The sequence below is a fragment of the Rhizobium jaguaris genome, from assembly GCF_003627755.1.
Classification (GTDB): Bacteria; Pseudomonadota; Alphaproteobacteria; order Rhizobiales; family Rhizobiaceae; genus Rhizobium; species Rhizobium jaguaris.
In genome coordinates, this window is the sequence record NZ_CP032695.1 from 1,614,653 (window position 1) to 1,640,701 (window position 26,049).

A 26,049-nucleotide genomic window follows, 5' to 3' on the forward strand; every position below is an offset into this window, starting at 1 on the left:
TTACATGGCAGGCAATCCCAAGATCACCTTTATCGGCGCCGGTTCGACCGTTTTCATGAAGAACATTATCGGTGACATTTTGCAGCGCCCGGCACTTGCGGGCGCAAAAATTGCGCTGATGGATATCAACTCCCAGCGACTGGAAGAAAGCGCCATCGTCGCCCGCAAACTGGCCTCGACACTTGGTGCATCGGCTGCGGTCGAGACCTTTACCGATCAGCGCCAGGCACTTGACGGCGCCGACTTCGTCGTCGTCGCCTTCCAGATCGGCGGTTACGAGCCCTGCACGGTGACCGACTTCGAAGTGCCGAAGAAATACGGCCTGCGCCAGACGATTGCCGATACACTGGGCGTCGGCGGCATCATGCGCGGTCTGCGCACCGTGCCGCATCTCTGGAAAATCTGCGAGGACATGCTGGCCGTCTGCCCGGAGGCCATCATGCTGCAATACGTCAATCCGATGGCGATCAACACCTGGGCGATCGCGGAGAAGTACCCGACGATCAAGCAGGTCGGTCTATGCCATTCCGTGCAGGGCACGGCGATGGAACTGGCCAAGGATCTCGACATTCCCTATGACGAAATCCGCTACCGTTCGGCTGGTATCAACCATATGGCCTTCTATCTGAAATTCGAGCATCGCCAGGCGGACGGTTCCTATCGCGATCTCTATCCCGATCTCGTCCGCGCCTATCGTGAGGGGCAGGCACCGAAGCCCGGCTGGAACCCGCGCTGCCCGAACAAGGTGCGCTACGAAATGCTGACGCGTCTCGGTTATTTCGTCACCGAAAGCTCCGAGCATTTCGCCGAGTACACGCCTTATTTCATCAAGGAAGGCCGTGAGGACCTCATCGAGAAATTCGGCATTCCGCTCGACGAATATCCGAAGCGTTGCATCGAGCAGATCGCGCGCTGGAAGAACCAGGCCGAGCAATATCGCAGCGCCGACAAGATCGAAGTGGCTCAATCGAAGGAATATGCCTCCTCGATCATCAATTCGGTCTGGACTGGCGAACCCTCGGTCATTTACGGCAATGTCCGCAACAACGGCTGCATCACCTCGCTGCCGTACAATTGCGCCGCCGAGGTTCCCTGCCTGGTCGACGCCTCCGGCATCCAGCCGACCTTCATCGGCGACCTGCCGCCGCAACTGACAGCGCTGATCCGCACCAATATCAACGTGCAGGAACTGACGGTGCAGGCCCTGATGACCGAAAACCGCGAGCACATCTACCACGCGGCGATGATGGACCCGCATACTGCTGCCGAGCTCGATCTCGACCAGATCTGGTCGCTGGTCGACGAGCTGTTGGCTACCCATGGAACCTGGTTGCCGGAATGGGCACGCAGCGACCGCAAGGTTCAGGCCGCTTAAAACTATTCTCTCCCGGTTTTGCGGCCGAAGGGGCCTCGCAGCGTTGCTGCGGGGCCCTGCCTCTTCGCCGTTACGGAGAAGGTGAAAATCCAAAACCCGCTGTTCTTCCGGCTGATCTGATGTGGCAAAGCCTCGCCGCCTGCGCTAAAAACGAGGCGAACCTTGGGAGAGATCAAACACATGGCGAGTTCAGACATCTTCAAAACCGGAACTTTTGTCGGCCGCATCTGGCGTCCTGATGTGAAGGGGCCGGCCCTTGTCGTCGTTCGCAACGGCGCACTTTGCGACATCACCTCGAAAGAAGCGCCGACTATGCGCGACCTTCTGGAGAAGGATGATCCGGTTGGTTTTGTCCGCGCGCAGAAAGGTGAAGCCGTCGCCAAACTCGAAGACCTGCTTGACGGCAAGGCCGACACCTCGGCCATCCATCTCCTTGCTCCCATCGACCTGCAGGCGATCAAAGCCTGCGGCGTCACCTTTGCCCGCTCAATGGTAGAGCGCGTTATCGAGGAGCGCGCGGCCGGCAATCCGGATCTTGCGGAAGCGATCCGAGGTAAGGTCATGGCCCTTATCGGCGACAGCCTGCGTAACCTGAAGGCTGGTTCGCCTGAAGCTGCCAAAGTGAAGGCGGCACTGATCGAAGAGGGCGTCTGGTCGCAATATCTCGAAGTTGGCATCGGCCCCGACGCCGAGGTCTTCTCCAAGTCACAGGTCATGTCCTCGGTGGGCGTGGGCGCCGATGTGGGCCTGCATCCGATCTCGAAGTGGAACAATCCCGAGCCGGAAATCGTGCTTGCCGTTGACAGCCAGGGTCGTGTCAAGGGCGCGACGCTCGGCAATGACGTCAATCTGCGCGATGTCGAGGGACGCTCGGCGCTGTTGCTCGGCAAGGCAAAGGACAACAACGCCTCCTGCTCAATCGGCCCCTTCATTCGCCTGTTTGACGAAACCTACACGCTCGACGATGTGCGCAACGCCGATCTCGACCTCAAGGTCGAAGGCGAGGACGGCTATGTCCTGCACGGCCGCTCGTCAATGAAGGAAATCAGCCGCGATCCTCTCGATCTCGTCTCCCAGACCATCGGCCGCCATCACCAGTATCCGGACGGCTTCGTGCTCTTCATGGGCACTCTCTTTGCTCCTGTCGAGGACCGTGATACGCCCGGCCAGGGCTTTACCCACAAGATCGGCGACATCGTCACCATCTCCAACGACAAGCTCGGGGCGTTGAAGAACCGCGTATTGCTGTCAACGGAGTGCGCGCCGTGGACCTTCGCGACATCGCACCTGATGCGCAATCTGGCTGGGCGAGGGCTGATTTGAGGGAGACGTCCAGGGAAGGCTCGACTGCCTAAAGGCCGCGGCGACAGGAGCAGAACATTTTATCCGCTGGGCGAGTTTTCGCCCGGCTATTCATCGTCGAGCAAACGCTAATGATCACGTGGAAGCAAGGGCGATTTCCACCGACAACACGTTCAAAGGTTGTATGATTGAGCAGCGCCTTGCTCCGGAGACGCGACGAGCGCCCCGGACCGCCGCGATATCGACACAAGCCGCCGACACTCCGAAACCGTCTTATCGAGCATGACACGGGACAGAGGCACACCATTCGTTCTGGGATATGGCATACCGTCGTCCCGGAGGATGTTTATGAGGCGATCCAATTCAATCTGCTTCTCATGCTCGGTCATCGCTCTATAGTCCAAGTCGCAAAGGATGAACGCCATGAACATCATGGCCTGTCCTTACCGCATCGAAAAATTTGAGCGCATTGAACACGAAGGACAACTTGGCAATAGAGGCAATGGGTCGTCCATTGTCCGTATAAAGGTCGTAGGAAATATGTGATCGAAGATCCGAAACCTCACCCTGCGGGATGTGTACCGGAGGAAAGCCTTCCTGAGGTCGTCATGCGATGGAGGTAGGTGCGTATCATCCTGGCCCATGCCTATGAGGCAAAGGAAAAGGCGCCCATTAGCGAAGGGCATGCGCATGAAGTCCGCACTCGCGCGAGATCTCAAAAGGCCAAGCGGGCACAGCGGCTCAACTTCAATGGGTCGACATTGGTTGTGGCTGGTTCTGACGGCTGCGGGCTGCGGTGAGTTCGGAGGTGGTGTGATTGAGGCGGTCGGCGAGGACGCGCATGATCTCGACGGCCATTTCGGGAAAATCGCTGAGCAGCTTCAGGAAATGCTCCTTGCTGATCTTCAGCGCCTCAAGCCGTGACGTCGCCTTAACGGTGGCGGTGCGGGAGACGTCGCAGAGGATCGCGATTTCGCCGACGATGGAGTTGATATCCACCTCGGCGACTTTGATCTCTCCGGTCGGGCTGTCGACAAGAATATCAGCGGTTCCGGAAAGAACAACGTAAGCGGCATCACCTTGATCGCCCTGATGAAACAGTGCCTGACCGGCATTGTAGCTGACGCGATCCGAGGTAAATGCCAAAAGTTTCAACTTGGCGGGTGCGATGCGCGAAAAAATCGGCACCCGCTTTAGCATTTCAACTTCATCTTTCAGAAGCATGAGCTTCAAACCCCCAGTGTCGGGCCCCAAATACCACCGAAGCAATAGGATATTACGATAACAGTTCCTTGAACATACCGTTTTTCTCTAAAAGATCGGTGGATGTGCCGCTTTCAACCAAGCTGCCGCGGTCGAACACCAAAACACGATCAAACAATTCCGCAAAGCCCGGATTGGACAGAACCCAAACAACCGCTGGTGCGTACTCGCTGTTGCCGACCCCGGTCAGGATCGCGCGGGCGATCTGGTCCTGGACGCGGTGGTCGAGCGCCGGCAGCGGGCGATTGCAGATAATGTAATCCGCCCGCTTCAGCAAAGCGCGGCCGAGACTGAGTTTCTGCCGCTGCACGTTGGTCAGTCGCTTGCCGCCGGAACCGACATCAAAATCGAGGCCGATCGACAGCACGCTGTCCTGCATGCCAAGCCGCTCGAAAACGTCGTACATGATGCTGTGGATGCGCTCAGGCGCATCGGCCTGCTGGTGCGCAATCCGGCCGAACAGCACATTATCCATCAATGTCGCCGAAGCGGTGAAGCGTTCGGGATCGTAGCGCTCGACCACACGGGCCAGGTCGGCCGGGATATGTTCGTGGAACTTCGCGCGCGCCTTGACGATCTTCTCCATCAGCATCTGCGTCAAAAGACCGAAGCGGTGACGGGGTTCGATATAGGAGAAGCTTAGGCGTATGATGGACACCCGCTCGTCCGGTGTCGCAGCGTCGAAGCCCTTTCCGTTCAGCTTCTGCAGCAACGCTTCGTAGGTTGGAATATCCTCGGCCGTCATGAAGGTGAGCTGCTGGAAGAAGGGATGATCCGGCGGCAGGTCGGTGAAGAGTTCGACGGCATTCTCTGCAATTTCCAGACCCATGTCGTAGAGATCGGTATCGAGCCCGGTCTCGGTGAATAGCCGTTGGAAATAGGGATGGGCGGCGAGCTTGCGGTTGGTCATCAATGGCCGCTTCAGCGTGCCGAACAACAGGTTTTCGCCGACAGTCGCCTGCGGATTGTAAGCGTCGAATTGGAAAGGCACGACAAGTCCGTCGAGATTCTCCTCCTGCAGCCTGAGGCGCAGTGTCTGGCGCAACTCGACGATGCGTGAGGTGAGATCGTCATGCGTCGCCGTGTCGACATTTGAGCGCAGTGCCATGTCGAGAATATCTTGCGACATGGCCACGGCATCGAGGACAGGACGGATAGCCGCATAGATATCATGCGGGCCGGTGGCACCGGCGGCGGCGTAATCGACCCAGTCGCTGTTGAGATCGAGTTCAGGGTTGCCGGCGCGACGCGCCTCGGCCATCTGCCATTTGATCTCGTTGGCCGCGACATCATCATAGTCGGCGCCCTTCAATGGCGCGTGCTTCAGGCCGTAGAGAAGATTGCTGCGCAACGTGCCATGAAAGAAGAATGTTTCCGACGAGGCATAGGCGATGCGTCGTCCCGTCAGCGATTCCGGCAGTTCCAGCAGGTCGCGGCCATCGATCGCGATGCGGCCGCTATCCGGCCAGACAAGCCGGCCAAACGCCTCGGCGAGGTATTCGCCACCAGCGCCGCTGTCGCCGACAATTGCCACTTTCTCGCCAGGGTGGATTTCGACCGAGACGTGATCCAGCACGCGAGCACCGCTGTCGTCGACCACAGTCAAATTAGTCGCAACCAGCGAATGGGTGATTCGGCCGGCGGGCGCCGGCGAGACAACCTGGATCTTCGAATCGATCAGATCGTCGACACTGAACTGCTCGACCACCTGATTATATTTGACCTGCACGTCCTGACGCGACTGATCCCAGTCGATGAGTTCCTTCAGCGGCCCCGGCAGGTCCTTGTATGCGTTGATGACGGCCACAAGCTGACCGATGTCCAGGCGCCCTTGCAGTGCAAAGACACCGCCGATCGAATAGAACAGGAAGGGCGTGACCTGGGCGAGGAAGTTGTTGATGAACTTCACCAGGAACTTCCACTGATAGAGATCGTAGCGGATCGAAAAGATCAATCCGAGACGGGCAGCGATGTCGGCGCGCTCCAGATTGGTGGTGTCGTTGGCATGGATCGTGCCGATGCCTTCGACGATTTCCCCGACACGCCCGGAAAGCTCGCGCGCAGTCAGCTGCCGCTGGCGGCCGAGCTCCAAGAGTCGCTTGCGCATGCGGGGGATGACAACGGCTTGCACCGCGACGATGCCGGCGGCAATCATGCCAAGCCAGAAATTCTGCATGATGATGAAGACGAGCGCCGTGATCGCCTGGCCGCCGAGCAGCGCCGGCGTCACATAGGCGTCGCCGGTAAAGCCGCCCATGGGCTCTACCTCGTCCTTGATCATCGTGGCGATTTCAGCCGGCTTGACCCGCTTGAAATGCGCCGGCGGGAAACGCAGTACGCGGTCGATGAGCTCGAAACGGATACGGCGCAGCATGCGCTCGCCCAGTCGGCCCTTGTAGGTGTTGATGTAAAGTTTGAAGAGGCCGTTGAGGACGACAAGTGCCAGAAACACCAGGCTGAGCGCCATCAACATCCAGAAGCGGGTGAGCTGCATGCCTTGATATACTTCGAAGTGCCCAAGCACTGGCACGTCGAAAGCGATATGCATGAAGGTCTGGGTTTGACCTGGATGTTCGAAACCCTTGCCCTGGATTGGTCCGTTGACGATCTGCTTCGGCAAGTCGAAGGACAGAAAGTACGGGATCATCGAAGCCGCGACGATCGTCAGGATCCAAATTTGCTCCAGCCGGGTATTCGACCAGATGTAACGCGCTAGGCTCTTTTCCATCGCTTATTGCATGCTTCCAAATTCAACAGTCTTCGCCGTCGGCGCCGATGTTGCAGAGGTGCGGGAGAAGTTCATCGTGAATGCGCGGCCCCATTGTGAAAAACGGAACGCCGCCCGGTCTTTCGTCCAGGTACCTCCCGATTCATTGTTTTCTCGATTTATATCACAAGATTGCAAAAGACGAGGAGAGCAAAACGATAAGGCATTGTAATCGATATTTTGCTGCAACCGTCACGACGCGTCACGAATGATCGCCGAGGTTCGCTCGGCACCGGTAAGGTCGATGTCGGGGTTCGACGGCTTCGGCCGCGACAATGCAATTTCCACCGCGTCCACAAGCTGATCGGTCGTCAGGCCCGCTTCCGGCAAGGTCAGCGCCAGCCCGAGTTTCTCCAGTCGCTCGGCACGCACCGACTGCTCCGTTTCGCCGCCGGCCGTGAACGGAACCAGGATAGACCGGCAGCCAGTGACGAGGAGATCACCGACCGTATTATAGCCCGCCTGCGAGATCGACAGTTCCGCGCGCCCCAGCAGCGACGGGAAATCCTTGCGGAAACGGACCAAGTCGACATTGCCGGGTGCGTCCTTTGCCAATGCGGCAAAATCCTGCTCCGGCAGGTTCGGTCCGGTGATCAGCAACCAGCGACGATCGATCGCCACTCGGCTTGCCGCCTCCAGTGAGGCACGGATGAGGTCACGCCCAACCGCACCGCCGCCGGCGGAAACGATGATGTCGAAAGTCTCCATCGTTTCCGGCGGCAGGGGCGGGGCGACAAGGCCGGTATAGGTTATCTTGTCGGATATGGCTGATGTCAGCGGAAACGTCTCCTCCAGCCGAACGAAGCCGGGATCGCCATGGACGAGAACACCGTCGAAGTGATCCCGCAACAAAGCCACCGTCTCCCCATCACGCCCTGGCTTCTTCTGTTGCTGCAAGATATCGCGCACCGAGGTGTAGAGCTTCGGCTTGGGATTGGCTCCGGCGATGGCGTCGAGCAGCGGCAGCAACTCGAAGCGCATTTGTCGGCGGCCGAACGGAAAAGCCTCGATGATGACGACATCGGGCTCAGCCGTCCGAAATGCCTCCAGCAGCAGGTCGCGGCGCGCCGACAGGAACTCCTCGCCGGCGGCATTTCCCGTTTGATCGGCGAGTCCCGAAAAGCCGGCACTGCTGGCCACGACTGGCGGCAGGGTGACCGAGGTGACATCCGGGCCTGGAAATCCGTTCACTGGCACGCCACCGGTGACGACCGTCACCTGACAGCCGTCCTTGGCCATAGCACTGGCGATGCGGCTGGCGCGCGCGAGATGGCCAATGCCGAGCAGGTGTTGAACATAGAAAAAGACACGCGGGGACGAAGTACGGGGGACCTCATGCGGATTTCCGCCATTGCTCTTCTTTTTGCCACTGCTCCTCGAACAGCCGCGTCAATTGCCGAATACTGGAATGATGGTCGAAATGTTCGCGCACCCGCTTCTCGGCGGCGTTGCCAAGCCGATGGCGCAGCGCCGGGTCGCGGATCGCCCGTCCCATTGCCGCCGCCAGCGCCTTCGGGTCTTCCGGCGGCACGACGAAACCATTCTCGCCATCCGTAAGCAGCTCCGGCACGCCGGAAATATTGGTGGAAAGGCAGACAAGGCGTTGGCTGGAGGCCTCGACCAGAACATTCGGCAGACCGTCGCGGTCGCCATCCGCCGCTACGCGGCAGGCAAGCGCAAAAAGATCCGCTTGGCGGTAATGCGCCAGCACATCCTCCTGCGCCATCGCGCCTTTCCAGGTGATGCGGTCACCAATGCCGAGCGTTTCGGCAAGTGCCTTCAACTTCGTCAATCCATCGCCGCCGCCAATATGGATGAAGCGCCAATGAAGATCGGCGGGCAGCAGCGCCAACGCCCGCAACAGGATATCATAACCCTTCTTCTCCACGGCCCGACCAACACTGAGCAGGAAAACGGGCTCGGATGCCTGCGAGCCGTCACGGTGGGAATGGTGCCCAGCAAAAGCGTCGAAGCGGGCGAGATCCAGGCCGTGATAGCTCAGATGCACGCTTTCCGGCACCGGCGTCAGATCACGCATGTGCTCAAAGCCGCTGCGGGTGCAAGTCACCGTCCAGCGGGCGCGTTCAAGCTTTTCCGACAGCTCCCAGTCTGGTGAGGTCCAGATATCCTTGGCATGCGCAGAGCAGGTCCAGGGGACGCCTGTCATGATGCTGGCATAGGCCGTCACCGAGGCCGGCGTATGGATGAAATGCGCGTGCAACCACGCACCATTGTCGGGCCACTCATGCGCCAGCACCAGCGCCTGGCCGAGGCGGCGTACGCGGTTTGGCGTGATGTCACGCTTGAGATCGGCCCAGAATTGCCTCAGCAGCGGCTTGAAGCCGGGCTTCTTGATCCCGGCCAAGAAGGCTCGCAACACGCGCAACGGCTCGTTGTGCAGATACTCCGGCAGGTAGACGACCCGCGCCTTGATCTCGTCATGGATAGGATGGCGCTTCTTGTCCGTCGGCTTGCGCATCGAGATCAGCGTCAGGTCGAAGCCGGCCCTCTCCAGCCCGAGCAGTTCCTGCGCGATGAATGTCTCGGACAGGCGAGGATAGCCCTTGAGAACCACCAGGATTTTCTTTTGCATCGATCGGTTCCGATGCTCTATTCGGCGACGACCGATAGCGGCGGATAATGGTCGCGGTCGTCAAACCAATCGCCGATGATGCGGGAAATATGCACCAGCCCTTCCAGCCGCATGTTCTCGCCGCTCGCCGACGGCGGCGCGCGGGTCGGCAGACGCTTCAGCGCGGCCGCGAGCTGTCTCGGATCGGCAGACTCCTCCGGCAGCAGCATGTCGACGAGGCCCAGCTCGCTTGCCCGCTGGGCGCGGATCAGTTGTTCTTCGCGTGGCCGCGTGCGCGGGATGATCAGCGCGGGCTTATCGAAGGACAGGATTTCGCAATAGGTGTTGTAGCCACCCATGGCGACCACGCCCTTGGCGCCGGCAATCAGCTCTTCCATCTTGTTGTCGAACTCGATTACCTGCAGACAGGCAATCTTGTTTGCCCGCTCGATCAAGTGGTTGCGCTCCTTGGCCGGCATATACGGGCCGAGCACGATCAACGTCTTGTGTTGAAGCGTATCGTCTTGCTCGAAAGCGCCGAGAACATCGCTGACGAGATCGGCACCGTCGCCGCCGCCACCGGTCGTGACCAGAATGTAATCCTCGTCAGGCACATGTTCCGACTTCGTGCCCAATGTGGATACACTGCGCTGCAGGAAACCGACGAACTCCATCTTCCGGCGCACGCCCGACGGCACGTCAAGACCGACCAGCGGATCGTAGAAATCCGGCGGGCCGTAAACCCAGACGCGATCGTAGAACTGGTCGATCTTCTGGAAGGCGTTGTTCCTCTTCCACTCGGCATCAAGCAGATAAGGGGCGTCCATGACATCGCGCATGCCGAGCACGAGCGTGGTGCCGCGCGCCTTCAGATATTGCAACGTCTCCTCGACCTCGCCCTTCAGGCCCATCGGCTCCTTATCGACGATGAAGATGTCAGGCTGGAAGGTCTCCGCCGTGTGGCGGATGATCGACTGGCGCATCTTCATCGTTTCCTGAAGATCGATATGGCTCGCCATCGACGTATATTCGCCGTCACGCAGCTTGATGACGCTCGGCACTTTCACAAAATCGACTCGTGCTCGATAATCGAAAGCACCGGCAATCGTCGCACCGGAAATGATCAGGACGTTCAGCCCACGATAGTCTTCAACGAGCGCGTGCGCGATGGTTCGGCACCGCCGGAGGTGGCCGAGACCGAACGTGTCGTGACTATACATGAGGATTCGAGCATCTTCTAAGCGCCGCTTCATGGGCAAAACCTCAGGAATGAAAGTCATTTTCGCGGGTTGTCAGCAAACGACGTCCGCGGCCGCTCTTCGAATTGCAATCCATTTCTTGGCCACGCTTTCCGCTATTTGTAGGGATCGGCCGCGTCGCGCAAGCCGTCTCCTAAAAAGTTGAACGCCAGAATGACCAAAATCACCGGGACCATCGGGAAGAGGAGCCACGGGTAAAATGCAATGACACTGACGCTTCTTGCCTCGGTGAGCAGGATGCCCCAGCTGGTGATCGGTGGGCGAAGACCGAGCCCTAGGAAGCTCAGCGCGGTTTCGCCGAGGATCATGCTGGGGATCGAAATCGTCGCCGTCGCGATCAGATGCGACATGAATCCTGGTACAAGATGACGTCCGATGATACGCGGCGAACTTGCACCCATCAATTGTGCTGCAAGTACATAGTCTTCTTCGCGTAAAGACAAGAGCTTCGAGCGAACGGCGCGTGCCAATCCGGTCCAATCGAGAATGCCGAGTATGATGGTGATGCCGAAATAGATGATGATGGGGCTCCAGGTCACCGGCATGATCGCTGCGAGAGCCATCCATAGCGGCAGGCTCGGCAGAGATTGCAGCACTTCGATGACCCGCTGGACGAGAAGGTCGAAGAGACCGCCATGATACCCCGCCAGCCCACCGATGACTATCCCCAGCACGAAGCTGATGGCTATGCCGATCAACCCGATTGTCAGGGAAATGCGCGCTCCGTAAATGATGCGGGACAATACGTCGCGCCCGAGCCGGTCGGTGCCAAGCAGGAACATCTGGCCACCGACCGCGGGACAGATCAAATGGAGATCCGAATCCACCAATCCCCAGAAGCGATAGGCATCGCCACGACAGAAGAAGCGGATCGGCTGTATGTCTTGCGCGTTGTTCGTATAGACCCGCCGCAACGTGGCGAGATCAAGGGTCATTTTGCGGCCATAGACGAAGGGGCCGACGAATTCGCCGTTGTTAAAGAAGCGGACCCTCTGTGGCGGCGAATGGATAAAATCGACATTGCGGGTGTGCAGGCCATAGGGCGCCAGGAATTCCGAAATCAAGATCGTGCAGTACAGCAGCAGCAGGAAGATGCCGGAAGCAAGAGCAAGCTTATGCCGCTTGAACTTCCACCACATCAACTGCTTCTGAGAGGCCTTGTAGTAGCGTGCCTGACCGGCCGACATGGCCTCGAACTGCTCCGGATCGAAGGCGGCAGTGGAAACGTAGTGTTCTAGTGGGGCGCCTGGACGCGGCAGGGGTGCGTTCATTTCGTGCTCCTGCCTTGCAAGCGGATACGCGGATCAAGGAAGCCGAGGGCGATGTCGGAGATCAATACGCCGATAACGTTCAGGAAAGCGAGAAACATCAGGAACGAGCCAGCGAGATACATATCCTGGCTCTGCAGCGCCTTGATCAGCATCGGCCCAGTCGTTTCCAGGGAGAGCACGATGGCGGTGATCTCGGCACCGGAGATGATCGACGGTAGAATCGAGCCGATATCGGCGACGAAGAAATTGAGCGCCATGCGCAGCGGATATTTCACCAGTGCTCTGAGCGGGTGCAGTCCCTTGGCCCGAGCCGTGATGACATATTGCTTCTGCATCTCGTCGAGCAGGTTGGCACGCAGGCGGCGGATCATGCCGGCGGTGCCGGCGGTGCCGACAATGATGACGGGAATCCACAGATGCGAGAGGATCGAGCGCGCCTTTTCCCAACTCATCGGCTGAGACAAGTATCTCTGATCCATCAGGTGACCGATGGAGACACCGAACCAGACATTCGCGAAATACATCAGGATCAGCGCCAGCATGAAGTTCGGAATGGCGATACCGAGCAGACCCAGGAAAGTCAGGCCGTAATCACCCCAGCTATATTGATGGGTGGCGGAATAGATGCCGATGGGGAACGCAACCAACCATGTCAACAGGATCGTCGTCATGGATACCAGGATCGTCAGCCACAGCCTGTCGCCGACGACCTCCGAAACCGGCAGCTGATATTCGAAGGAATAGCCGAAATCACCGTGCAGCATGCCGGCGACCCAACGGACATATTGTAGGGCCATGGGCTTATCGAGCCCGTATTCGTGGCGAAGATCCTCGATTTCCTGCAGGTTGGCGGTTTCGCCCTGGGCTTGAAGCTCCGCGATCTGGCTTTCGAAGAAATCGCCCGGTGGCAACTGGATGATGGTGAAGACCAGCATCGAGATGACGAGCAGCGTCGGAACCATGACCGCAATGCGCCAAAGAATATATCTAAACACGCGGTTGATCCTCCTTCAGCCAGAAGGTGTCGGGCATATAGACCCCGAGATAGCAGGTCGGATCGAAACCGTAGAGCGCCTTTTCCGGCATATTTTGCAGATGCGACGCGCGTAGGATCGGCTGCAGGGTGCCGTTGATCAGGCCAATAGAGAAGACCTGCTGGGTATAGATCGACAGCATCCGATGCCAGATCTCGGCGCGTTCGAAAGAGGACGCCGCGACGCCCCATTTGCCGAGAAGTTCGACCAGTTCTACCGCATCCGGCAGGTCGGGCGGAACGCCTTGGGTGCCGCGTGAAAGATAATGCATGCCCCAGAGCGGCCATTGCATCTGGTCGTCCATCGTCGGCGCGAGCTGGCCGGGATTCATGTCGGCTGTTGGCACCCCGTTGTCGAGACCATACCAGATCGACATCAGGATGCGCCCGCCCATGGCGCGGCTGCGAAAGACGTCGCGTTGCGACACGCGGGTGAAGAGCGCAATGCCGACCCTGCGCCAATGATCGGTGACCAGCTCCAACACATCAGTATCGAGTGTGCTTTCGCCGGCAGTCTCGACCGTGATCTCCGCCCGCCGCCCGTCCGGCAACAGGCGAATGCCATCCCTGTCGCGTTTGTCGAGGCCGGCCGCATCGAGCAGATCATTGGCCTGAGCCGTATCATGGGCAATCCAGGCGGAAGAATATTCCGGCCTATAGAGCGGGCTCTCCGGCAGAACGGTATCGGCACTTTCGGTGCCGAGGCCGTAGAAGACGGCCATGTTGATCTCGTGGCGATCGATCGCCATCGAGAGTGCCCGTCGTACCCGCACGTCGCGCAGGACATCACGCCAAACGGGATCGGCACTATTCAAGTTAGGCAGCAGCGCGACACGCGAACCGCGCGCCACCTTCCAGAGATGGACCTTGACCGGATAGCGCTTCTCCGAATCCTTCAGGAAGGTGTAGTCGTTGAAATCGATGCCGGTCGCCTGAAGATCGCTTTCACCGGCGCCGGCCTTGGCTGCGATGATCGCCGAGGAGCTGATGCTGAGGATAAAGCGGTCGATGTAGGGTAGTTGCCGACCGTTTTCATCGACGCGATGGAAATAGGGATTGCGCTCGAACACGAATTGTTCGGCCGGTGGCGCGGTCGTGTTGCGCCAGGGATCGAGCACTGGCAGGTTGGGGTTTTCCGGCCGGTAGCTGCGCGCCATCTTGGTGTGCAGTTCCGTCCATTTGCGAGCGCGGTTCTCCTGCATCAGGGCGGAGAGGCGGATTTCGTCCTGGTATTTCTTGTGGAATTGCTTGAGGTAATGAGCAGGGCCGGCAATGACCAGCGGCTGCGGTGCCGCCAGGCTCGGCAGGAAATTCGGATTGGGTTGATCCCAGGAATAACGCACCGTCAGCGAATCGAGCACTTCGAAACGCGGCAGGTTACCGTGAGGGCGCAGCTCCAACGCACCGCCGCCCGGCGTCAGCGCTTTGCTGAGAATGACGTCTTCCCACCAATAGCGAAAATCATCCGATGTGAACGGCTGGCCGTCCGACCATTTGTGCCCCTCACGCAGCTTGAAGGTGAAAACGGTGTCATTCTCCGTCGTGAAAGATTCGAGGATATCCGGCTGCAGCGTCAGCGTCGGGTCGTAGCCAACGAGGCGGGCATAACCGTAGATCGTCATGTAGCGGATATCATTCTGGCTGCCGATGATCGTGCGCACCGAGCCGCCGTAACGGCCAGGCTCGCGGCCCAAGGCTGCCATATTGACGATGCGCGGCATCTTCGGCAGGCGCTCGGCGAGCCGCGGCATCTGGCCGGACCTGAGCCAGTCGTGCAGGTAGTCCGGCTCGTTGTCTGCATCAGCCGCCATGGCCGGCAGCGGCAGCATGCTGGAGGCCAATAGGCCAAGAAAGGTTCGACGACTTACCACGTGCGCAGTTCCTGAACATCGGCGTCGCGGCGAGCGCGCACGAAATGACCACCACCAAGATCGGCGTAGGCGAGATCCACACCTTCATCCTCCGCAAAGTGCGGCCCCCAGCTCTGTTTGGCTGCCGGACCGTCGGCATTCAACGCAGAGAAATCAAGCGGCCGGTCGAGATCGGGGAAGGGGACCGCGGCAAGCAGCGAGCGGGTATAGGGATGGACGGGATCGCGCAAGATGATCTCGCGCGGCGCGATTTCGACGATGCGGCCACGGGCCATGACGGCAATGCGGTCTGCCATGTAGTCGACGACTGCGAGATTGTGCGAGATGAAGAGATAAGTAAGACCAAGTTCTCTCTGCAAATCCTTGAGAAGATTGAGGATCTGCGCCTGGACGGAGACGTCGAGCGCTGAGACCGGTTCATCGAGGATCAGCAGTTTCGGCCCAAGCGCCAGGGCACGGGCGATACCGATGCGCTGGCGCTGCCCACCGGAAAAGCTGTGCGGATAGCGGCTCAGATAATGCTGGTCGAGCCCGATTGCCTGCATCAGGCCTTTCACCTTCTCCTTGCGCTCGCCGCTGTCGCCATGTCCATGGATCTCGAGGGGTTCGCTCAGGATATTGCGGATCGTCATGCGCGGCGACAAGGATGAAACCGGATCCTGGAACACCATCTGGATCTTGGTCCTGAGATCCATGAGCTCGTCGCCCTTGACGGCCAGCACATCGATCTTGCCCCCGCCGTCATCGAATGTCACCGAACCACTGTTGGGTCGGACGGCCCGCATCAGGATCTTGCTGACCGTCGTCTTACCGCAGCCGCTCTCGCCGACAAGACCGAGGCATTCGCCACGGCGTATATCGAAGCTGACATTGTCTACGGCGCTAATCTGCAGGCCTGCCTTTCGCCCGAACATGCCGGTTCCCTTGGACATGTAGGTCTTGGAGAGATTGCGTACGGACAGCAGAACTTCTGGCGCACCATTTGCGCCATTGGTTTTGGCGTATTTCTTCTTGCCGGAGAACGTGCTGAGATTGACCGGCACATCGCGCAACGATTTCAGCCGCTCGCCGGGTTTCATATCGAAATGCGGCACCGCCGACATCAACGCCCTGAGATACCGATGCTGCGGCTGCCGGAAAATCGTCTCGACCGGTCCCGCCTCCATGATCTCGCCGTGATAGATGACCACGACCTCATCTGCCATATTGGCGACTACGCCGAGATCATGCGTGATCAGCAGCATGGCCATATTGAACTTCTGCTGCAGGCTGCGCAGCAGGCCAAGGATCTGCGCCTGGATCGTCACGTCCAATGCCGTCGTCGGCTCATCGGCGATCAGAAGCGCAGGATTGCAGATCAGCGCCATGGCGATCATCGCGCGCTGACGCATGCCGCCCGACAATTCGAAAGGATACATATCGAAGGTGCGATGCGGATTCTGAAAGCCGACGAGGCCCAGCATTTCCTCGGTCTTCTCGCGCTGCTCGGCCCTGCTGATGGCAGGATTGTGGATGCGAAGCGCCTCGCTGATCTGGTTGCCGACTGTGTGCAGCGGCGAGAGCGAGGTCATTGGCTCCTGGAAAATGTTGGCCATGCGGGCGCCGCGAAGCTGGCGCATCGCAGCACTGTCGCGCGGCAGCTCGAGAATGTCCGTAGTCTGACCATCGAGCGGATCGGTAAAGAGAATACGGCCGGTCGCCTGTGCCGGCGTTGGCAGAATGCCCATGATCGACTGGCTGATGATCGACTTACCGGAACCGGATTCGCCAACAAGTGCCGTTACCTTGCCGGGCAGCACCCGGAGGTTGGCGCTCTTAACCACGCGCAACTTGTCCCCGTAGATGGAGAACGAAACGTCGAGGTTCTCAATACGCAACAAATCAGTCCCTGACGCCATGCCGAAGTAGTTCCCGCTTGCACGACCATTTTGGCCCCATACGGCACACTAACGTAGGCCATAACGGGTGTCCAGTTGGTCAAAGGGGGACGGTAACTGTAAAAAAACTGTCGTTTTTCCAGTGATCTACCGAAAGACGCTCAACTTGGTCATCCTGAATATCACTGGATGAACTTCTCGACTTGCGGGCGGCTCTCGAACTTCTTGGCATCCCGATGCAGCAAGATGACCTGCTCTGCTTCCGAAAGAACGTCGGCGGCCGCATCGAGAAAGACTTCCGTGGTTCCATTGGCTGTGGTGATCGCCTTTGGATGCACGACCGTAAAGCGCTGGCGCACGCCGCGTAGCCTCTCCTCGCCGAGCGTTACCCACTCGCCGCCGGTATAGCCGGCAAACGTTTGGCTCGCGACCACCTCCGTCTGATATTTCTTGGTCAGCGATTGCAGCCGCTCCACCTCGTTAACGGCGGCGCCGAAAGCGGAGAAGGTCAAGCGATCCTTCAGCCCGACATTGCCGAACATGACGTTGCCGACATGAAGGCCGATGCCATAACGAACTTCGTTCAGGCCGCGTGTCTGGCGATCCTTGTTGAGAGCGGCAACCCGGTTCCGCGCGTGGAAAACGGCGGATAGCGCCGCTTCGCAAGCGACCTTGGAGGGGTCCTTATGTCGGCCGCAGGGATAGACGGCGAGGAAGCCGTCACCGAGGAAACTCAAGATTTCGCCGCCGTTGCGGTTGAACGGCGCAGCGATGGCGTCGAAAAATTCGTTCAGCGTATCGATATAGGCCTGGCGTCCTTCCTTCTCGGCGTAGAGGGTCGACTGACGCATGTCGCCCATGACCAGGGCGGCGCGGATCGTTTCACCGTCGCCGCGGCGGATCTGCCCGTTCAGCACGCGTTTACCAGCGTCGCCTCCGAGATAGGTGGTGAGCATATTGTTGGCGAGCTTACCGAGTACCGCCATCTTGGCGGCCATGGCGAGATGATTCTGCATGCGCATCAGCGCGCCGATCATTTCCTCGCTGAAACCGCTGATACTGTCGGTCGACCAGGAGCCCATCATTCCCTGGGCGGAACCAGCGCCGAAAGTCTGTACGAAGGCGATATAGTCGGTGATCTTCTCCTTGCGCAAGTCCTCGAAGACCGGAAATTCAAGCGGCCCGTCAATGTCGACGCGGCGGCGCAGGTGCAGCAGATTGTTGGAGAGCAGATAATAATAGGGGCTCTGCACGAAGCGTTCCGGCTTGTCGTTTCTATGCCGATAGCCTTCGATCGTCAGCCCGCCGGCGCGCCGCCAGGTGAAGCCGAGCGCGTCATAGAGCGGATGCAGCATCGAGAAGGTCAGATGCACGCGGGCGATCGGCAGGCCGGACGCGGCGATGCGTTCGCAGAAACCGCGGACGATGCTCTCCAGATTTTCGCCTGTCAGTGCCGACTGCGTCAGCCATTCGGCGACCTTGTCGAGAAAAATATCGGAAACACTCGAGTGAACGGTCATCATCCCCGTGGCCTATTCCTGTGATCCAAAATGCCGTTCCCCGGCGACACGCCAAATACCAAATAATATGGGCGCGGCGATAAGGTCGTGTCCAAGCAATTTGGCACGGGTCGGATGAACGAGCCATGCAATGGCGACAGCGCATTTCTCCCAAAAGTGTTGAATCGCGCCGGCGCCGTGAAAGATTTTGCTGCGCCTTCTACGCGTCCTGGCGGACATATGGCGCAACAGAAAAGAGTCGCCAGAATTGCCGGCTCTCGTTTTGTTCTCCTTCAAATAAGTCAGCCATGCCGCTGAAACAATGGCTGAAAACGACGGAGCTGAAGAAAATTTTGCCGGAGAGAAAAACTCTACGGTATACTGGGCGACGGCAGGGGCGTATCCACCGCCGGAGAAACGGCGGCGCGCAGCTTATCCCGCAACGCCATCGCCGCCATCGCATAACCGCCGCTAGCGCCGTCAATGAAATGCATGTGGTCGCGCATCAGTGGCGTCGGCACGAAGCAGGTCATCAGCGCGCTTTGCTGCCGATGCAGCCCGTAACGGCAGATGCCTGCAGCTTCGGCTTCGCGCAGCCGCGCTTCGATGCGGGAAAGATGCGCGGCGTCCACATCGATGGTCATCTTCAAGCCATCGTCGAATTTGCGAAAATCTGAGTTTGCGGCAAGGTCACGCCTGTAGATCTTGGCATCGAAGGTTGCCGCGCGGATGCCGAATCTGTCGAGGATGTAGATGACAACGATCTGGGCGGCAATCGAAAGCTTGCGCAGCCAACGATTGGACGCCGACGCCGTGGCTCGCGCCTCGATTTCGGCTCCGTCGAAGGCAAGCGCCGGCGTCGGACCCTCGACCGGCACCGGATGGCCGCCGCGGTTCTGCTCCATGGAAATGGCGATGATATCGGTGACGAGGCGCTGGAATTCCGGGCCATTTCCGGCCGCATCGGGAACCGCGATGATCGAGACGATCTCGCCATTATGCGCGTCGATCGGGTTCCATCGGCAGGAAAGACCGGTCAGATCCGGCCGCGCCTCCTGCGGTGCCGCCTCGACGGCAAAGCGTCCTGCCTTCATCTGCCTTTCGGCCCAGCTCGCACCGCCGCCGGAAAACATGGCGTAGGAAACGAAGTCGCTGGGGCTGAAACGGGCGACCCGCACATCCAGCCCCTCGGCACGAACATCCGCCATCGGCACCAGAGCGGTGCGCAGGCTGAGTTGCAACTCCTCCATCACCCATGTCCGCACCGCCGCCAGCGCGTCTCGCACGCGACCCTCACCGGAGGGAGGAACGGCCACCAGAGCACCATCGCCGCCGAAGACGAAGGGAAAGTCGCCATTGTCCAGCGCGTTAAGCACGGCGGAAATTACGCCGGCCCCAGCCATATTGACGGATTTGTAGTGACCGGAAGCGATCGCCTTCGTCGAGCTGACGATATCGGCGACCGCCAGAAACCAGTCATGGGGAAGCGGCTGATAATTGTTGCCGTCGGTGACGCCTTCGAAACGGGTGAAAACCGGCAAATTACGGAAGAAATCGTCGTTCGATAGATCGGCCATGACATCCTCCCTATGTGTTGGCCCCTTATGGGCGGGCGCCGCAAAATCCTATCCCTACAGCAACGGCGTTGAAATACCAGCGGTCGACGCGATGTCATCCGCCATGCTACTCCAACCTCGGGAGAGACACCGCGACGCCGAGGACAAGATATATACGATGAGCCGCCTGGATAGTTTCATCCGCCGCCTGACCGCGCAGCGCGATATTCTCAATGCTGTTGCCGACGAGGTCAAAACGCTAGACGGCCCAGTGCTCGAGCTTGGGCTCGGCAATGGCCGCACGTTCGATCACCTGCGCGAGCTTTTCCCAGACCGCCGTGTCGTCGCCTTCGATCGGGCTGCCAATGCCTACGGCCCATCGATGCCGGAGGCCGGCAATCTCGTGCTCGGCGAGATCAAGGACACTGCAAGGGATTTCATCGGTATCGGCGCGTCGCTTGCCCATGCCGATATCGGCACGGGTTATGAGGACAAGGATGCCATAACGCTGACCTGGCTTCCCGAGATCATGGCCGGCGTTCTGGCCTCAAGCGGCCTGGCCGTTAGCGGCCTGCCCCTCGATCATCCCGATCTCGATGCATTGCCCTTGCCGTCAGACGTGAAGGAGGGCCGCTACTTCATCTATCGGCGCAGATAGCCGTCAACGCAGGAACAGGACATCGAACTGCTCGCCCTCAACCGGCAAGTCAACCACTTTCATCGGCACAGTGCGGTCTTCGAAAAAGGCGAGGCATTCCGTATAGTAGCCGGCGAGATTGCCGATGAAGGCTGACGTCTGTTCCCTGCCGTAGAAGGCCGGTGTGAATTCCATATGGAGCGGCACCTTGCGGGCCATCAGCGCCTGCATCGACCGGATGGCAACAGGCTCATAGCCCTCGATATCCATCCAGATCAGCCCGATATCTGCAGCCTCGACGCCGATGTCGTCTAGAATGCGGCCAACGGGCCGGACCGGCACGGAAATCTTTTCATCTCCCGCACTTTGGCGCAGCGCACTGCTTTTGCCGTGATTCTTGTGGTTCAGATAGAAGTCGAGCTGCCCTTCACGGTCGCCGGCGGCGCAGTTTATTGCAGTTACCCGATCCTGCATTCCGTTATCGGCGATATTCATCGACAGGAGCCGAAAGTTACGGGGATCGGGCTCGACGGCAACGATTTGGCGGTAGACGCCGCTCAAGGCGAAATAGGTGGTCTGCGTGCCGATATTGCCGCCGAGTTCCAGCAGCACCGTGCCCTTTCGCAGCAGGCCGTGCTCGCGCAGAACCGTCAGCAGCCGGTCGACATGATCGCGCTCGAAATGGCCTTTGCGAAACACTTTGCGGCCGATGTAGTCGGCCGGCGAGAAGCTCAAGACGTGATCGCCGCAATCCAGCGTCATGGTCTTCACACGCGGGCCGATGGCGCTGATCAGGATGTCGCGGCCAAGACGGCTATCGAATAGACGCGTGACAATGCGATCCCTGATCTTGCGGAGGGTGCGATTCCAGAATTTGACGGTCAAAATCTTGCGGTCGGACATTGCGCCATCCCTACACGCCTGAACGGCCTATGCAAAGCGACCGCTTTCCTCCTTCGGGACGATATAGACGCGCAAAGGCTCGCCGCGGCCGCGCACAGCTATCTCGCGGCTTTCGATACCGGCGATATCAACGCCGGAAAGGCTCGCCACCGGCTCGGAGAAGACCAGCGCGCGGTTGAATTCTTTGGCGACGCTTTCGAGGCGGCTCGCCACATTGACGGTATCGCCGATCGCCGTCACGTTTTTGACATTGCCATAGCCCATCGAGCCGACTACTGCCGAACCGGTGTGAAGGCCAACGACGATCTCGAGGGGGACCGATAGCTCGTCTGCCAGCTCTTTGCCGAGTTTGTCGATCTCCCGGATAATCTCGGCCGCCGCCTTCAGCGCCTGACGGTTGGCTTCCTGGGGCGTGGTGCTCAGGCCGAACAGAGCCATGGCGCCGTCGCCGATGAACTTGTCCATCCGGCCGCCATTGTCCTCGACGATCCGGCCGACGATCGCAAAATAACGGTTGAGCAAGAAGACGATATCGAAGGGCAGGCGCGACTCGGTCAGCGTCGTAAAATGGCGGAGATCGCAGAAAAACACGACGATCTCACGTTCGCGACCTGGGCTCGCCGTCTGGCTGTAGACTGGAATGGTCGATTCCGACATCGGCGTCAAAAGCGGCACGACACTGATCTCACTTGTCGGACGCAGCTGGCAGGCGAGGCGGACGTCCGGTGTGGCGCCGATTCGGTTCAGCGTCTTTTGCTCCAACGCCTCGGGCGGCGGCAGTTTATCTCCGCCATCGATGATCTGGACGCGGCAGGTGGAGCATTGGCCCTTGCCGCCGCAGACGGAATAATGCGGGATGCCGCCGAGGCGGCTTGCTTCGAGCACGGTGAACCCGCGGGGCACGCGCACGACCTCGCCGCTGGCATAACGGATCGCGACTTGGTGCTGACGTTCACGCAGCCTGCGATGGGTGCGGAAGGCGAAAAGGCCGATGATGGATGCGCTGAAAGCACCGTAGAAGCCGGCGCGATAGGGCCATAAGTCGCTGACCATCCGGCTGCCGGGTATGGATCCGGTTTCGCCATAGCTGCGCATGTCGCTGTAATAGCCGCCCCGATAACCGCGCTCGTCATCGTGCGCCACCTCATGCGACACCGTTCTGCCCATGGCGGCGAAACCGAGCAGGGCCAGCACTGGCAAAACGATGGCGAAAGACAGCATGAGGGGCGCAACCGCCGCGTACCAGGAGCGATAGCGCAGCCAGAAATGAACACCGATGCAGCCATGGATCCAGACGACCATCAGCACGATCATCTGGCGCACGCCGTTTGCCGGCGACGTGATCCAGAGACTGCGGACGATGGCACGATAGTTGTCGTGGTAGCCGTAGACATCATGCAGGATGCGCGTCCCGATGATGTGGTCGATCAGGAGAACCGGAACCAGCAAACCGGTGACGATCTGGAAGGCCTCGCCTGCCGGCATCACCAGAGTGCGGCGCTTGTAAAGCATGCGCAAGACAAGGAGGATATGGACGATCAGCGCGCCGTAGAGAAGCACCGTGCCGACCGGATTGCGCCAGACGGCCATGAACCAGCGTTGCGCATGATCGGCAGCACTCAACGAGATCAATCCGAGGGAATGATTGGCCAGATGCATGATCACGAAGACGAAGATGACCAAACCGGAGCCGAGGCGGAACTTTCGCACGAGACGATCGGAGATGAAGGGTTTTCTCGCCTCTGTGGTCATCCAATCCCGCTTATATTGCCCGTTCACAAAAGAACAGAAAGCAGTTATCGCCTAGTGATCTAGCTGCAATGCCGCGTGCTGTCGAGGATGCGGCCTTTGAAGCGGGAGCCTTATTGTCAAGCAACCTGTCGGAATTCGGGCATTTCCCGCACATTTCCGAGCCAAACTATCACTTTATCGTCAACTATTCGCTCACGCCATGAAGATCGCCTTCTACGCCCCACTTAAATCGCCCAGCAATCCGGTGCCGTCCGGCGACCGGTTGATGGCGCGCCTCATCATCGCGGCGCTGGAAATGGCGGGACACAGAGTCGAGATCGCGTCGGAATTGCGCAGCTTCACGCCGACGCCAGAGGTTGGGCCGCGCGCCGAAATCGCTCGGAAGGCGGGACACGAGACCGAGAGATTGCTCGAAAAGTGGCGAAAAGAGCCGCTGCCGGATCTCTGGTTCACGTATCATCCCTACTACAAGACGCCGGACCTGATCGGCCCGCCGATCACGGCGACACTCGGCATTCCCTACGTCACGGCCGAGGCGTCTTATAGCAGGCGGCACGATGACAACGGCTGGGGCGAAAATCAGCGTCTGGTTGCCGACGCCGTGTGGCAGGCCGCCGTCAATCTCTGTTTTACCGAGCGCGACCGAATCGGTCTCGTTGATGCCGTCCCCGAAGGGCGCTACGAACGCTTCCTGCCTTTCATCGATACGTCGCTTTTCGGACCCCCGATCGAGGAGATCGACCCGCATCGGTTGATCGCCGTTGCGATGATGCGGCGCGGCGACAAGTTCGATAGCTATGCGATGCTCGCTGAGGCGCTCAGGCTGATCCGCGATGGTGACTGGACGCTGACGGTCATCGGCGACGGGCCGATGCGAGAGGAGGTGCGGATGCTGTTCTCCGCCTTCGATAGTCATCGCATCACCTGGCTCGAAGAACGCTCGCCGCCAGAGATTGCGGCTGAACTGCGGGCAGGGGGCATCTATGTCTGGCCCGGCTGCGGCGAGGCCTATGGCCTTGCCTATCTCGAGGCGCAGGCAGCCGGTCTGCCCATCGTGGCGCAAGCAACCGCGGGCGTGCCGGAAGTCGTGATCGATGATGTCACAGGTCTTTTGACACCCGAGGGAGATTTGAAAGCCTATGCCGGTGCGATTTCACGTTTGCTGGACGATGATCTGAAGCGTCGGGCGATGCGCAAAGCGGCCCACCGCTTGGTTCATGAAGACCGGTCGTTAACTGCGGCTTCGAAGCGACTTGAAACCATCCTGCGAAAGCATTTGGGAGATTCCTATTATGAACGATAGAGCCGAATGGCAGCCTCTGCGCGATGACTTACAGCGCTGGGCCGATGCCGGGCGAAAGGCGAAACTGTGGTTTCGCGACGATGACGCTATCGAGCCGACCGCCGCGCTCAACCAACTGCTGGCGCTCTCGGATCATTATTCGATACCCATGACGTTGGCGGTGATCCCCGCCCATACCGGCGAGCCGCTGGCGACGCGGTTGGCGCGCCAGAAAGATCTGACGATAACCGTGCATGGCTGGACGCATCGCAACTATGCGCCGGACGAAACGAAGAAACAGGAACTCGGCGCGCATCGCCCAAAAGCGATCGTGCTGGATGAACTTCACAAAGGCTTTGACAAGCTGAAAGCGCTTTATCCCGAGCAATTCGCGCCGATGCTGGTGCCGCCGTGGAACCGGATCGATAAGGCGCTGCTGCCCGAGCTTGCGCCTTTCGGATATCGCGCCATTTCCACCTATGGATTGGCAAAACCGGGCCAGCCGATCACCCCGATCAACACCCATATCGATATCATGGATTGGCATGGCACGCATGGCGGGCGACCGCATGGCGAGCTTGTCGGCTATCTCGTGCGGGAACTGCAAAACCGCTTCGATGGCAATGATGAGCCGATCGGCATCCTAACCCACCATCTGGTCCACGACGCCGCGGCCTGGGATTTTATCGCAACGCTGTTCGAGGAGACAACTGTCCACCCGGCCGTCGCCTGGCGCCAGGTCGGCGACTTCATTGGTTGATAGCAGCAAGCGCGATCTTATCCCAAGACGCCTTTTTGCACGTTTGGGATGGGCGCTTCAAAGCTCAAGCAACTGACCGTCAAACGCGGCAAAAGCACCGTCGAAGCTCGCGCGTGCATCCCGCTGCATGTCGTCCAGCTCCTTGTCAGTGCGTGCCGGCGCATGGTGGAAGAGGGCGAGACGCTTAGCGCCCGCTTTTTTCGCCAGTTTGACGCCTTCCTGCCAGGTGGAATGCCCGAAACCCAGATGTTTCGGCATCTCCGGCTCGATGTAGGTGGTGTCGTAGACGGCGAGATCTGCATCCATCATCAGCGAAAGGGCAGCTTCGTCCAGCCGACCAGCCATGTGCTCGGTGTCGTAGACCAGCGCAATGACACGGCCAGCCCATTCGATGCGGTAGCCGATGCAGCCGCCCGGATGGTTCATTTTGGCGGTGTGGATGACGATACCCGGATGCGGCTTCAGCGTATCACCGGCCACGAAATCACGAAATTTCATCGTCGCGCGGCAGATATCGGGTTCAACCGGAAACCAGGGCGGCCGCATGAATTGGCCGATCAATTGTCGGGTCGTCGTCTTGCCGGCGAGATGACCCGACCAGATATCGACGCTGACCTTGGGATCATAGATCGGGTTGAAAAAAGGCAGGCCGATGATGTGGTCGTAGTGCGAGTGGGTGAAGAAGACATCGACATCGCGAACGCCTTCCTGTGCAAGCGACAATGCTGCCTCCCGCGCTCCGGTCCCGGCGTCGAAAATAATGTGCCTGCCGTCATGCCGCAATTCGATGCAGGATGTATTCCCGCCGTAGCGCTCGAATTCCGGTCCCGATACGGGGATACTTCCTCGCACACCCCAGAATTTAAGCTCGAAACTATCGTTTTTCATAGAAGTTTTGACACCATTCCCCTTTCCGTCAACGTAAGCACACTTTTTCTATCGTGCGAAGCCAGCAATTTTCGCAAAAGTCGTACTCCCGTGAAAACTAAATCCCGCCGTTTCATCAACGCAGATCCTTGGTTAATGTTCAGCAACGAGTTGCACACAACTAATATAGGTATGCGATGACA

19 protein-coding genes are annotated in these 26,049 nt (G+C 59.3%); 5 read left to right on the plus strand and 14 right to left on the minus strand.

All coding sequences use genetic code 11. From position 1 onward, the window contains the following. Positions 1-4: 4 nt before the first annotated feature. The gene (melA, locus tag CCGE525_RS29705) at positions 5-1,375 is read left to right on the plus strand and encodes an alpha-glucosidase/alpha-galactosidase (protein ID WP_120707804.1); all 1,371 of its coding nucleotides are present in this window, start codon (positions 5-7) and stop codon (positions 1,373-1,375) included. 180 nt (positions 1,376-1,555) lie between these two features. Beyond that, on the plus strand, positions 1,556-2,698 hold the full coding sequence (locus CCGE525_RS29715; protein ID WP_120707806.1) for a fumarylacetoacetate hydrolase family protein: 1,143 nt from the start codon (positions 1,556-1,558) through the stop codon (positions 2,696-2,698). Positions 2,699-3,424: 726 nt separating this feature from the next. Here CCGE525_RS29715 and CCGE525_RS29725 read toward each other — a convergent pair. From CCGE525_RS29725 to CCGE525_RS29775, 11 genes are all read right to left on the minus strand, one after another. Next, entirely contained in the window at positions 3,425-3,901 is a 477-nt protein-coding gene (locus CCGE525_RS29725; protein WP_120707808.1) for a cyclic nucleotide-binding domain-containing protein, read from the minus strand. Positions 3,902-3,953: 52 nt separating this feature from the next. Beyond that, positions 3,954-6,668: an ABC transporter ATP-binding protein gene (locus tag CCGE525_RS29730; RefSeq protein ID WP_120707809.1), complete on the minus strand. Its 2,715-nt coding sequence runs from the start codon at positions 6,666-6,668 to the stop codon at positions 3,954-3,956. A gap of 231 nt (positions 6,669-6,899) precedes the next feature. Next, positions 6,900-7,925, minus strand: a complete 1,026-nt coding sequence (locus CCGE525_RS29735) for a glycosyltransferase family protein (protein WP_245472208.1) — start codon at positions 7,923-7,925, stop codon at positions 6,900-6,902. 115 nt (positions 7,926-8,040) lie between these two features. Then, positions 8,041-9,300 carry a glycosyltransferase family 4 protein gene (locus CCGE525_RS29740; RefSeq protein ID WP_120707811.1) on the minus strand — a complete coding sequence of 420 codons (1,260 nt, stop codon included), beginning with the start codon at positions 9,298-9,300 and terminating at the stop codon, positions 8,041-8,043. A 17-nt stretch (positions 9,301-9,317) separates the two neighbouring features. Next, positions 9,318-10,532 carry a glycosyltransferase family protein gene (locus tag CCGE525_RS29745; protein ID WP_120707812.1) on the minus strand — a complete coding sequence of 405 codons (1,215 nt, stop codon included), beginning with the start codon at positions 10,530-10,532 and terminating at the stop codon, positions 9,318-9,320. A gap of 101 nt (positions 10,533-10,633) precedes the next feature. Further along, positions 10,634-11,809, minus strand: coding sequence for an ABC transporter permease (locus CCGE525_RS29750; RefSeq protein ID WP_120707813.1), 1,176 nt, complete (start codon positions 11,807-11,809; stop codon positions 10,634-10,636). Then, the gene (locus CCGE525_RS29755; RefSeq protein WP_120707814.1) at positions 11,806-12,804 is read right to left on the minus strand and encodes an ABC transporter permease; all 999 of its coding nucleotides are present in this window, start codon (positions 12,802-12,804) and stop codon (positions 11,806-11,808) included. The genes CCGE525_RS29750 and CCGE525_RS29755 overlap by 4 nt, the downstream gene beginning before the upstream one ends. Continuing rightward, a complete protein-coding gene (locus CCGE525_RS29760) occupies positions 12,797-14,671 on the minus strand; it encodes an ABC transporter substrate-binding protein (protein WP_425375923.1) in 1,875 nt (624 codons plus the stop codon). Before CCGE525_RS29760 ends, CCGE525_RS29755 begins: the two co-directional genes overlap by 8 nt. Positions 14,672-14,706: 35 nt before the next feature. Beyond that, positions 14,707-16,611, minus strand: a complete 1,905-nt coding sequence (locus CCGE525_RS29765) for an ABC transporter ATP-binding protein (RefSeq protein ID WP_120707816.1) — start codon at positions 16,609-16,611, stop codon at positions 14,707-14,709. A gap of 161 nt (positions 16,612-16,772) precedes the next feature. Next, entirely contained in the window at positions 16,773-18,113 is a 1,341-nt protein-coding gene (locus tag CCGE525_RS29770; RefSeq protein WP_162950346.1) for an adenylate/guanylate cyclase domain-containing protein, read from the minus strand. A 347-nt stretch (positions 18,114-18,460) separates the two neighbouring features. Next, the gene (locus tag CCGE525_RS29775; RefSeq protein WP_120707817.1) at positions 18,461-19,666 is read right to left on the minus strand and encodes a DUF3095 domain-containing protein; all 1,206 of its coding nucleotides are present in this window, start codon (positions 19,664-19,666) and stop codon (positions 18,461-18,463) included. Positions 19,667-19,823: 157 nt separating this feature from the next. On the opposite strand from CCGE525_RS29775, the gene CCGE525_RS29780 reads away from it, so the two are divergent. Further along, positions 19,824-20,303 (plus strand): class I SAM-dependent methyltransferase, encoded by a 480-nt coding sequence (locus tag CCGE525_RS29780; protein ID WP_120707818.1) that lies wholly within the window; start codon positions 19,824-19,826, stop codon positions 20,301-20,303. 3 nt (positions 20,304-20,306) lie between these two features. Here CCGE525_RS29780 and CCGE525_RS29785 read toward each other — a convergent pair whose 3' ends face one another. Then, positions 20,307-21,185 carry an FkbM family methyltransferase gene (locus tag CCGE525_RS29785; RefSeq protein ID WP_120707819.1) on the minus strand — a complete coding sequence of 293 codons (879 nt, stop codon included), beginning with the start codon at positions 21,183-21,185 and terminating at the stop codon, positions 20,307-20,309. A 27-nt stretch (positions 21,186-21,212) separates the two neighbouring features. Further along, positions 21,213-22,937: an adenylate/guanylate cyclase domain-containing protein gene (locus CCGE525_RS29790; RefSeq protein WP_120707820.1), complete on the minus strand. Its 1,725-nt coding sequence runs from the start codon at positions 22,935-22,937 to the stop codon at positions 21,213-21,215. Positions 22,938-23,136: 199 nt separating this feature from the next. Between CCGE525_RS29790 and CCGE525_RS29795 the strand changes: the two genes are divergently transcribed. After that, positions 23,137-24,240: a glycosyltransferase family 4 protein gene (locus tag CCGE525_RS29795; protein ID WP_120707821.1), complete on the plus strand. Its 1,104-nt coding sequence runs from the start codon at positions 23,137-23,139 to the stop codon at positions 24,238-24,240. Then, positions 24,230-24,979 carry a polysaccharide deacetylase family protein gene (locus tag CCGE525_RS29800; RefSeq protein ID WP_120707822.1) on the plus strand — a complete coding sequence of 250 codons (750 nt, stop codon included), beginning with the start codon at positions 24,230-24,232 and terminating at the stop codon, positions 24,977-24,979. Before CCGE525_RS29795 ends, CCGE525_RS29800 begins: the two co-directional genes overlap by 11 nt. Before the next feature lie 57 nt (positions 24,980-25,036). Here CCGE525_RS29800 and CCGE525_RS29805 read toward each other — a convergent pair whose 3' ends face one another. After that, positions 25,037-25,867 carry an MBL fold metallo-hydrolase gene (locus CCGE525_RS29805; RefSeq protein WP_120707823.1) on the minus strand — a complete coding sequence of 277 codons (831 nt, stop codon included), beginning with the start codon at positions 25,865-25,867 and terminating at the stop codon, positions 25,037-25,039. Positions 25,868-26,049 lie beyond the last annotated feature (182 nt).